Origin of the sequence: Helicobacter sp. UBA3407, assembly GCF_949747025.1 — a bacterium.
Classification (GTDB): Bacteria; Campylobacterota; Campylobacteria; order Campylobacterales; family Helicobacteraceae; genus Helicobacter_D; species Helicobacter_D ganmani.
Map to the genome: position 1 here is coordinate 1 of NZ_CATKCB010000083.1, position 9,631 is coordinate 9,631.

A 9,631-nucleotide genomic window follows, 5' to 3' on the forward strand; every position below is an offset into this window, starting at 1 on the left:
CCAAAAGATGTATTAAAGGAATTTGGAGCAGAAATCCTGCGACTTTGGGTTGCGCAGAGTGATTATCAAAATGACCAAAGAATCTCTAACAATATCCTAAAACAAGTGAGTGAAAATTACCGCAAAATCCGCAATACGATTCGCTTTTTACTCGCCAATATAGGAACATTAGAAAGTTTAGAGACACGGCATTTTAGCCAAATTGATTTGTGGATATTGAAAAAAGCACAAAACTGCTTTAAAGAAGTTAATGCGCTTTTTAATGAATATGAATTTTCCAAAGGCTTGCAGGAGCTAAACTACTTTTTAAACGCGGAACTTAGTGGAATCTACCTTGACCTTTGCAAAGACAATCTTTATTGCAATGCGCTAGAGTCCAAAGAACGCAAAGCTGCACAAAATGTAATGGCTCTTATTTGTGGCAGATTGTTTGGGCTTCTTGCTCCAATTCTTACCTATACAATTAACGAAGCTTTAAACCACACAACGAGCAAGGCATTGTTGGAAAGTTGTGGAATTACAAAGGAGATTCAAAACCCAAATATTGCTGTGCTTGAAGTTCTTTATCAGCCGCTCCCTTGCTTTGAACAACCCAAGATAGATTTTGAAAAACTCTTGGCTTTGCGTTCCTGTTTCTTGGAGCAAATCGACAGCCTCAAAAAAGAATCTAAAATCAAATCCACATTAGAAGTAGATTTCATCACTTCCGCTAAAATTGCGGAGTTTGAGGAGTTGAATCTTTGGCTTATGGTAAGCGCAGTAGAGTGTAACAAAACAGCTTCCAATCTATTGGTGAGTTTTACCTTTGAGGGAGAGACTTATCACATTTGCAAAGCCAAAGGACACAAATGTCCGCGTTGTTGGCAATTTATCGCACAAGAAGCAGACACACCTTGTGTGCGTTGTGCTGGAGTTTTAGCAGATTCTAAAAAATCTTAGGAGCAAAAATGTTTGAAGGGTTTTTTGATTTGACACAACCTGTGGGGCTTGATGAGACTTGGGTAAGTATTTTTGTTGTGTGCTTTATGATGTGGCTTGGGTTTGTTGCAGTAAAACGCATTAAAGAAAAGAGAACAAACAAATGAACATTCTGCACACAGAGACTCTAAAAAGTTGGGGGGGGGGCAAAATAAAGTCTTAAATGAAATGAAGCTTATGCGCGAACTTGGGCATAAAGTCTTTTTGTTCGCCAATCCAAACACACAAATTGCACAAAGAGCGGAGAATCTTGGCTTTGAAGTGATTGCGTGCGAAATGTCTAAGAAAACCTATCATCAAAGCATTCCCAAGCTTTTTTCTATCGTCAAAAAATACCATATCCATTGCGTCATCACCCACGATTCTACTGATAGTTGGATAGGAGCAGCTACGCGCATTTTGTGCAGACTCAATGGAATCCGCACGATTTTTATGCGTGAGAGGCACAATCTCTACCCCATTAAAGGCTTTCTCTCTAAAGCATTGCATACACATTTGTTTGATAAGATTCTATACATTTCTGAAGCTGTAGGGGAATATTTAGAGCAAATTGGCGTCCCAGAATCTAAACTATTTTATCTCCCAAGCACCATTGATACTACAAGCTTGAAACAAACAAAAAGCAGCTTTAGAGAGGAATTTGGAATCGCAGAGGATTCTTTGGTGATTGGCACTTTCACTTCTTTGTATCCCAAAAAGGGCGTGTATGACTTCGCAGAGGCTGCTAAACTTGTGTTAAAAGAATATCCCAATGCGGTGATTGTCTTTGGCGGTGGAATCAATGAAGGAATCAAAAATCAAATCCAACAAGACTTCAAGCAAGGAGAACGCATTATTTTCACGGGTTGGCGTGAAGATGCCCTCAATGTCATCAAAGCCTTTGATATTTATGTCTTCGCAAGCCACACCGAGGGGCTTGGAACGGTATTATTGGAGGCAATGTGTTCGCAAGTGCCTATCGTAGTGTATGACAAGCCTCCTATGAATCATCTAATTGCCCACAAACAAAGGGGGCTTTGTGCTTCATATTTGGACGCGCAAGATTTAAGTTGCCAAATCTTACACCTCATCACACACAAAGAGGAATCTCTAATGTATGCAAGAGGGGCTTTAGAGTATGTCTGCACCCGCCACGACCATACACGACTCAAAGGCGCACTTGAAAATCTCCTTGCTCAAGTCGCGCAAAGATTCCAAGATTCCATATAAGGGGCGCAATCAATGTTTCCAATTTGTATTTGCACATTACACCATATCCACACACAAAGCGATAGTTTGACAATTAGCCCAACAATGCTCCAAAAGGCGATTTTGCGAATTTTAGATATGGAATTTACCTTTATCACCTATGGAGAGTTCATAGAAGCAATTTTGCAAAACAAAAACATCGGAAAGAAAAAGGTACTCTTGACTTTTGATGATGGATATTTTGATTTATATCGCTTTGGATTCCCTATCTTAAAGGAGCTAAAAATCCCCGCGGTGTGTTTTTTGATTACCAATACAATCCGTGATTCTAAGCGAGAGATTTATGATTTAGAACCAAAACTTCACAAAGACTTCAACTACTCCAATGATTTAGAATATTTTCTGAATCTCTCTGAAATCCTAGAAATGCACGCAAGCGGACTTATGGAGTTTGATAGCCACAGCGCGACACATTTTTCTTGCAATAGCGAAGATACAGAGAGATTGAAGCAAGAATTGACGCACTCAAGAGATAAGATTTCGGAGATATTTCCCCACAAAAAACATTTTGGATTCTGCTTTCCTAGAGGAGATTTTAATGCAAATGCTTTGAATCTTTTATCCACTTGTGGATACGATTTTGCCTTTAGCACCATAGATGGTGGGCTTTGCAAAGGAGATGACTTAAGGAGAATCCGTAGGATTGACATTTCTCAAAGCACGCGCAAGGAAGCGGATTATCTTTTTCGCTTAAGCAAAAAACTAAATCTTTATTCCTATCCCTTGCTTGGCAATCTCTATTCTAACTTTAGAAATCGCAAATTTCATCGTGTCCCCTGACATTTGTTTTGTAAGGTGAGTTACCAATTACACACTCACCCGCAAAACCAACCAAGATTTTCCTACTCGCCAACTCTTTAAAGACTATTTGAGGTTAAAATAATCCTTGATTGCTTCGGCTTTATCTGTCTTCTCCCAAGTAAATTCAGGCAACTCTCGCCCAAAATGTCCATAACTTGCAGTTTTTTGATAAATCGGACGCAGTAAATCTAAGGATTCTATAATTCCGCGCGGAGTGAGACGAAACACTTGTTTAACGCATTCTTCAATTTTAGAATCTTCTACTTTTCCTGTGCCGTGCGTATTGACAAGAATAGAAACGGGTTCTACCACGCCGATTGCATACGCAATTTGAATCGTAGCCTTATCACAGATTCCGCTTGCTACAAGATTCTTAGCCACATAGCGCATCGCATAAGCTCCGCTTCTATCTACTTTGCTTGGGTCTTTTCCGCTAAATGCACCTCCCCCGTGCGGACAACTTCCGCCATAAGTATCCACGATGATTTTGCGCCCTGTTAACCCTGCATCACCTTGTGGTCCGCCAATCACAAATTTACCTGTAGGATTCACAAAATAACGAATATTATCGTTTGCAAACTCTTTTGGCAAAACTTTTTTCACCACCTCTTCAATCACTGCACTTCTCAATGTATTTTGTGGAGTTTCTGGACTATGTTGCGTAGAAACGACAATCGTATCAATTCCTATAGGTATGCCATTTGCATATTTAATCGTTACTTGGGATTTGCCATCGGGACGCAAAAAAGGCAAAGTGCCATCTTTCCTAGCTCTTGCCAAACCCTCTGTGATTCTATGGGACAAATGAATTGGTAGTGGCATTAACACATCGGTTTCCTTACACGCATAGCCAAACATTAGCCCTTGGTCGCCCGCGCCAATCTCGCCGTCCTCTCTATCTACCCCTTGATTGATATCTGGACTTTGCTCGCCTACTCCATTTAACACGCCCGCGCTATGATAATCAAACCCATATCTTGCGTCAATATAGCCAATCTCTCGCACCACGCGTCTAGCAATATCTTGCATTGGCGCATAAGCCGTTGTTTTTAATTCTCCTGCAATCACGCAATAACCATTAGAAAGCAAAGTTTCACAAGCTACTCTCGCCTTTGTATCTCGCTCTATAATATAATCCAAAATTGCGTCGCTGATTTGGTCAGCCATTTTATCTGGGTGTCCTTCGGTTACAGATTCGGAAGTGAAAAGAAACTCTTTTTGCATAAATTCACCTTGTATTTTAAATTTTTGGGATTGTATCACAAAGAAACTTAATTTTAAATCTTGCAGATTTTAAGGGAAAATTACCAATATATTTTTACAATGGAATCCTAAAAGCAGTTTGGAATGTGGATTGCTATCCAAGTTAAGACTCACCCGCAAAGACGCAGTGGAAAATTCCTAGTATCCAAATATTATAAATTGCCACGAATTGCGTTGTAATTCTCACAAGAGTGAAAACCCACAATATCCCTCTGAAGCAATCCACAAATAAACAAAGTGGGTAAATTTTGATTGATACAAAATCTATTGTAGCTTCACACCCTGATTTTGCGACGAATTCCTAAAAAGCGTATAGGATTTCACTACATCTTTTTTTGTGAAATAAATCTGTAAATTGTGGCTCCTTATTTCATCTTTGGAAATCAAAACTCCGATTAAAGGAATATGATTGGTCGCATCGTAGTCTGCTTCTGCATACTCATACACCAATGTCTCCGTGCCGTCCTCCTCTATATGTGTCCCCGTTGGCTTACCATACATCTGTATCACTTGTGCTTTGGTTGTTTTGCCTTTAATCAACTCTTTTTTGAAATCCTCTTGTGTCTTTTTGGCTAAAATCTCATTACCCCCTTTAAAAGTGCAGCCTGCAATAAGTAAAGAGCATAAACCTAAACACAACATTAATTTTTTGTATTCCATTTGAAATCCCTTTCTCTATTAAAATAAAACTCATATTATGCCCCCCCCCCCCCCTAAAAATAAACTTAATTTAATCTTTAATTTATCTAAGATTTGTTATCATTTTCTAATTGATATTTTTTATCAATCAATTATTTTTATAAGGATTTAAAATGTTAGTAACAAAAAAAGCTCCAGACTTCAAAGCCCCAGCAGTTTTGGCAAATAACACTATCGTAGAGGATTTTGAACTCTCAAAAAACTTAGGCAAAAATGGTGCAGTTGTATTCTTTTGGCCCAAAGACTTTACTTTTGTTTGTCCTTCAGAAATCATCGCGATGGACCATAGAGTTAAGGCATTTAGCGAAAAAGGATTCAATGTCATTGGTGTTTCCATTGACTCTGATGTCGTGCATTTTGCGTGGAAAAACACTCCTGTAAATCAAGGCGGAATCGGAAATGTGCAATTCCCAATGGTTTCAGACATCACCAAACAAATTTCACGTGATTATGAAGTGCTAATCGGTGATGCAGTTGCGCTCCGCGGCTCATTCTTGATTGACAAAAATCAAGTTGTCCGCCACGCAGTGATTAACGACTTGCCACTTGGGCGCAATATGGACGAAATGCTAAGAATGTGCGACGCATTGACTTTCTTTGAAGAGCACGGCGAAGTTTGCCCAGCAGGTTGGAACAAAGGCGACAAAGGTATGAGAGCAGACGCAAAGGGCGTAGCAGAATACCTTTCACAAAACGCAGACAAATTATAATTCTTGCAAGGATTTCCCTTGCAAATCCCACAAATCTAGCAATCTCCGACTTTTTAATCTCTTTTCACAACGCAAAGCTTGAGATGAAGCTTCCAAACATTATGGAATCTCACAATGAAATCCCCCACCTTGTCCTTGCTAACCTTTGCGTGTTGTTTTTCATTATTGCAAGAGGCTTTAGCCTCGTGGCAATCTATAATCTAGCATAAATTAGACTTTGCAATGGAATCTTAAAAGCGAGATTCTACATAGTTTGCTTCACTTCGTTCGCAATGACAGAATAGTTAAATTTGCAGGTATGCGGGATTATGGATTGCCGAGATTCCTGCGGAATCTCACAATGACGAAGTCGTTAAATCTCAAAGATTCCATTTTAAAGGGGGATTGTGGGCATTGTGGATTCTGTTTTGATTACAGATTTAACAAAACCACAGCGCAAACCACCATTACCATACCGATATAGCCGATGATTCCTAAACGCTCTTTGAAAAATATATAGCCCCCAAGGCTCGTGCCGACAATTCCCACCACCCCCCAAGTAGAATACGCAACACTTAAGGGCATTTTCTCAAGCACGAAGATTAGTGCGCTAAACGCCCCTCCCAAACCATAAGAATACAGCCTATCGTGTAGCCTTTGCGCTTAAACGCATTGGATTTTTTCAAAAACAAATTTGCGATAATGTCCAAGCGGTAATTACGACATATCCTAGTGCTAGGCTCATTGCATTCCTTGGTGGATTGTGGAATCCGATTCTACTTTTTCGCGCTTTAACTCGGAGTAATTAATAAGCGCAATTCCACTTGGATTATTAAGTGCGCAAAACCGCTTTGTAAAAGCACTTTTTGAGCCTTTGGTAGAGTTTTGAAACCCTTGTCACCTCTTGATATTATAGTCTTTTGATTTTGGAGGGCAAAAGCTAGAAGTGTGTGAGATTCCGCAAGATTCTGATAAATTAAATTGTGGCAAATCTTTTAATGCAAAGGTTAATGCTATTTGCTAGATTCTTGCTCTTGTTTGTCCAAATACCGCTCATCAAAGAGGCTATTTAAATGCACATTGCTTAAAGCTACTTTCAAAGAAGTAAAAAAGTCTGGATTCTCTTCCTCCATTTTCTTTAACATTTGCTTTGTTTTCTCTCTTGCGAAAGGACGTTTGTCGTGCGTTTGCCACATCACAGGACAATTACAATCAGGAGCAATATAAATGTTATTTTTGGCAATAAAGTCAATAATTTGTCGCTCCCGCACAAAAATTAGCGGACGAATCACAAACAACCCATTTCCTGCTTTATATAGGGGTGGCATAGAACGCAATGCACCATTATAGGTGAGATTCATCATAAAGCTTTCTGCTGCGTCATCTAAATGATGAGCTAAGGCGAGTTTGTTGAATCCTCCCTCTAAAGCTTTCGTATAAAGCGCACCTCGCCGCATACGCGAACAAAAACTACAAACCACACTCCCCTCACGCTTGTTTTCCTCCAAAATCTTATAAATATCTGTGCGGTAGAGTTCATAGGGGATTCCAAGCCTCTCGCAATACTCAAAGATATATTCATACTCGCCCCCGCGCCCATAATCAATCGTAACTGCCTTAAACTCAAACTTAAAAGGTGCATATTTTTTCAGTCTCGCTAGAAGTGTCGCTAAAAGTATGGAATCCTTACCCCCACTTAAGCCCAAAAGCACCTTATCGCCTTCTTTTATTAAGTCTAGTTGAGCATTGGTAGAGCCTGTTATCTTTAAGATTTTTTTGCTAATTTCTATGTTTTGCTCTTTTGCCATTTTTCACCTTTTTTGGATTCTGTTTTTTATAGTTATTTGGAATCCCCTAAATCAAAATATCCCTCTAAATGTCCTCTAGCAAATTCCAAAATTTCTGCTTCCTCCAATAAGTGTTTATCGTATTTCACCACCACAACTTGCTCGCTTTCATTGATATACCATTCAAGCACCCCGCGCAACTCCCCTAACACTTCCAAAGTCTCATTTGTGATTCTATTTTTCAAAGATAAATAAAGATTTTTCTGCATAGTTGGATTTGCCAAAAGAGAAAAAGAGAGAATCCATAAAAAAGAGGTAATGACAACAAACATCGTAATAGAAAGCATACTAAAAAAAGTATAAAAATGCCCTCCCAAAAGCGCACCAAAAAACGAGCCTAGATAGCCAAAAGAAGTGAAAATCCCCATTGCGCTGCCCTTTTGGTGTGCTTTACAATAACGACTTGCGAGGCTTTGCATAATGGGCTCGTGGATAGAGAATCCTACAAAAAACACAAGCACACCAAAGATAAACACCGCTTGACTTTCGCTTAACATTAGCAAATAGCTAAACACAAAAAACAAGATTCCAACAATCATTACTGCCTTAAATTTCCCTCTTTTTTCCGCTAATATCGCCGCGGGTGCCATTGCAAAGAATCCTAAAAGTGAGGCGGGAATATACACTTGCCACAAGTCCTCTTTAGGCATTTCAAAGCCCTTAACAAGAGCAATAGGAATAATAAGAAATGCCAAAGTCATAAAGCCTTTTTGCAAGAAATTTGTGAGATTCATAATTTGGAGATTCTTGTTTTTTAAAATCGCATTATATTCTCCGCTTTGATTCGTGAAACGATAAGTAACTTTGGGCGTATTGGGCACAGCAACAAACAAAATTACAAGTCCAAAAAGTGCCAAAATACAGGTAATCCAAAAAAGGCTTGGGATTCCATAATGCGCACCAAGAATCGGACCTAAAATCAGTGCAAAGGTAAAACTAAGCGAAATCGTCCCTCCCATAAGTGCCATTGCCTTTGTGCGATTCTCCTCACGCACCAAATCCGCTATCATTGCGCTTATCACTCCTCCAACAGCTCCAGCTCCTTGCATTAACCTCCCTACAATCAGCCAATAAATATCCGCGCTCAAGGCACAGACGAGTGAGCCAAAAACAAAAACCACAAGCCCTAGCGCAATCATACTTTTGCGCCCAAATTTATCGCTTAGGAATCCAAAAGGAATTTGAAATAAGACTTGCGTCAGCGCATATCCACCCATTGCGATTCCAATTAGAATCGGGCTTGAGCCTTGAAGAGAGAGCGCATAAAGCGATAAAATGGGCATAACAATAAATAGTCCAAAAAACCTAGAAGCGAGAATGAGACTTAGAGGCAAGCTTTGCTTGATGAGGGATTCCTTTGCCATTTTGCGTCCTTATGCTAAAATTCCAAAACAAAAAATGATTTTACCCAAAAATAAATAAAGGCAAGTTATGCGCTTAATCTTAGCAACTTCAAATCAAGACAAAATCAAAGAAATCCGACAAATTTATGCTTCATTTTCACAAGATTTTGGAGTAGAGATTCTCTCTTGGGACACACTGATGACGCCCTTTGAGATTACAGAGGACGGCACAAGCTTTCAAGAAAACGCGTTAATTAAATCTAGGGTGGTTTTTGAAATACTCAAAAATCAAGGAATCCTAAAAGTGCGAGATATTGTCTTATCCGATGACAGCGGAATCTGCGTAGAGAAGCTAGGAGGTGCACCGGGGATTCGTAGCGCAAGATATAGCGGAGGTGGAGCGGAGGAGAATTTAGAAAAACTGCGTAGCGAAGTAAAAAGACTAGGCGGAATCTCAAGGGCACATTATTGCGCGTGTATTGGCATTAGCTCCTTTGTAAGCGATTCTAGTGCGCACGGGTTTATGTATGGACAGGTGATTGCAGAGTGTCGCGGAGAAAATGGATTTGGTTATGACCCGATTTTCATTCCCAATGGATTTAACAAAACTCTAGCCGAGTTAAGCAGTGAGGAGAAAAATTCCATTTCACATCGCAGAATCGCACTAGAAAATGCGCAGTATTTATTGCGTGCTTTGCTTGAAAAATAATCCATTTTTCTCTATGATTCCAAAAATAAATGCACAAAGGTATATCAATGAAAC

10 protein-coding genes and 1 pseudogene are annotated in these 9,631 nt (G+C 39.6%); 6 read left to right on the forward strand and 5 right to left on the reverse strand.

The window, feature by feature from the left end; all coding sequences use genetic code 11:
- From Q1553_RS01875 to Q1553_RS01890, 4 genes are all read left to right on the forward strand, one after another.
- A partial coding sequence (locus tag Q1553_RS01875) for a class I tRNA ligase family protein (protein ID WP_300842711.1) occupies positions 1-939 on the forward strand: 939 nt, incomplete at its 5' end.
- An 8-nt stretch (positions 940-947) separates the two neighbouring features.
- Positions 948-1,085 (forward strand): hypothetical protein, encoded by a 138-nt coding sequence (locus Q1553_RS01880; protein WP_181881670.1) that lies wholly within the window; start codon positions 948-950, stop codon positions 1,083-1,085.
- Positions 1,086-1,155: 70 nt separating this feature from the next.
- Positions 1,156-2,187, forward strand: coding sequence for a glycosyltransferase family 4 protein (locus Q1553_RS01885; protein ID WP_297571500.1), 1,032 nt, complete (start codon positions 1,156-1,158; stop codon positions 2,185-2,187).
- Between the two features lie 12 nt (positions 2,188-2,199).
- Positions 2,200-3,006: a polysaccharide deacetylase family protein gene (locus Q1553_RS01890; protein WP_300692269.1), complete on the forward strand. Its 807-nt coding sequence runs from the start codon at positions 2,200-2,202 to the stop codon at positions 3,004-3,006.
- A gap of 84 nt (positions 3,007-3,090) precedes the next feature.
- Here Q1553_RS01890 and metK read toward each other — a convergent pair whose 3' ends face one another.
- On the reverse strand, positions 3,091-4,251 hold the full coding sequence (gene metK, locus Q1553_RS01895; RefSeq protein WP_115552143.1) for a methionine adenosyltransferase: 1,161 nt from the start codon (positions 4,249-4,251) through the stop codon (positions 3,091-3,093).
- Between the two features lie 303 nt (positions 4,252-4,554).
- The gene (locus Q1553_RS01900; RefSeq protein ID WP_115552144.1) at positions 4,555-4,950 is read right to left on the reverse strand and encodes a hypothetical protein; all 396 of its coding nucleotides are present in this window, start codon (positions 4,948-4,950) and stop codon (positions 4,555-4,557) included.
- Between the two features lie 152 nt (positions 4,951-5,102).
- Here Q1553_RS01900 and Q1553_RS01905 point away from each other — a divergent pair, with 152 nt between their 5' ends.
- The gene (locus tag Q1553_RS01905; protein ID WP_115552145.1) at positions 5,103-5,699 is read left to right on the forward strand and encodes a peroxiredoxin; all 597 of its coding nucleotides are present in this window, start codon (positions 5,103-5,105) and stop codon (positions 5,697-5,699) included.
- A 411-nt stretch (positions 5,700-6,110) separates the two neighbouring features.
- Here Q1553_RS01905 and Q1553_RS01910 read toward each other — a convergent pair.
- From Q1553_RS01910 to Q1553_RS01920, 3 genes and pseudogenes are all read right to left on the reverse strand, one after another.
- Positions 6,111-6,406: pseudogene (locus tag Q1553_RS01910) on the reverse strand (multidrug efflux SMR transporter).
- Between the two features lie 285 nt (positions 6,407-6,691).
- Positions 6,692-7,486 carry an ATP-binding protein gene (locus Q1553_RS01915; protein WP_115552146.1) on the reverse strand — a complete coding sequence of 265 codons (795 nt, stop codon included), beginning with the start codon at positions 7,484-7,486 and terminating at the stop codon, positions 6,692-6,694.
- A gap of 32 nt (positions 7,487-7,518) precedes the next feature.
- Entirely contained in the window at positions 7,519-8,889 is a 1,371-nt protein-coding gene (locus Q1553_RS01920; protein WP_115552147.1) for an MFS transporter, read from the reverse strand.
- Between the two features lie 67 nt (positions 8,890-8,956).
- Here Q1553_RS01920 and Q1553_RS01925 point away from each other — a divergent pair, with 67 nt between their 5' ends.
- The gene (locus Q1553_RS01925) at positions 8,957-9,577 is read left to right on the forward strand and encodes a non-canonical purine NTP pyrophosphatase (protein ID WP_115552148.1); all 621 of its coding nucleotides are present in this window, start codon (positions 8,957-8,959) and stop codon (positions 9,575-9,577) included.
- The last annotated feature ends 54 nt before the right edge of the window (positions 9,578-9,631 follow it).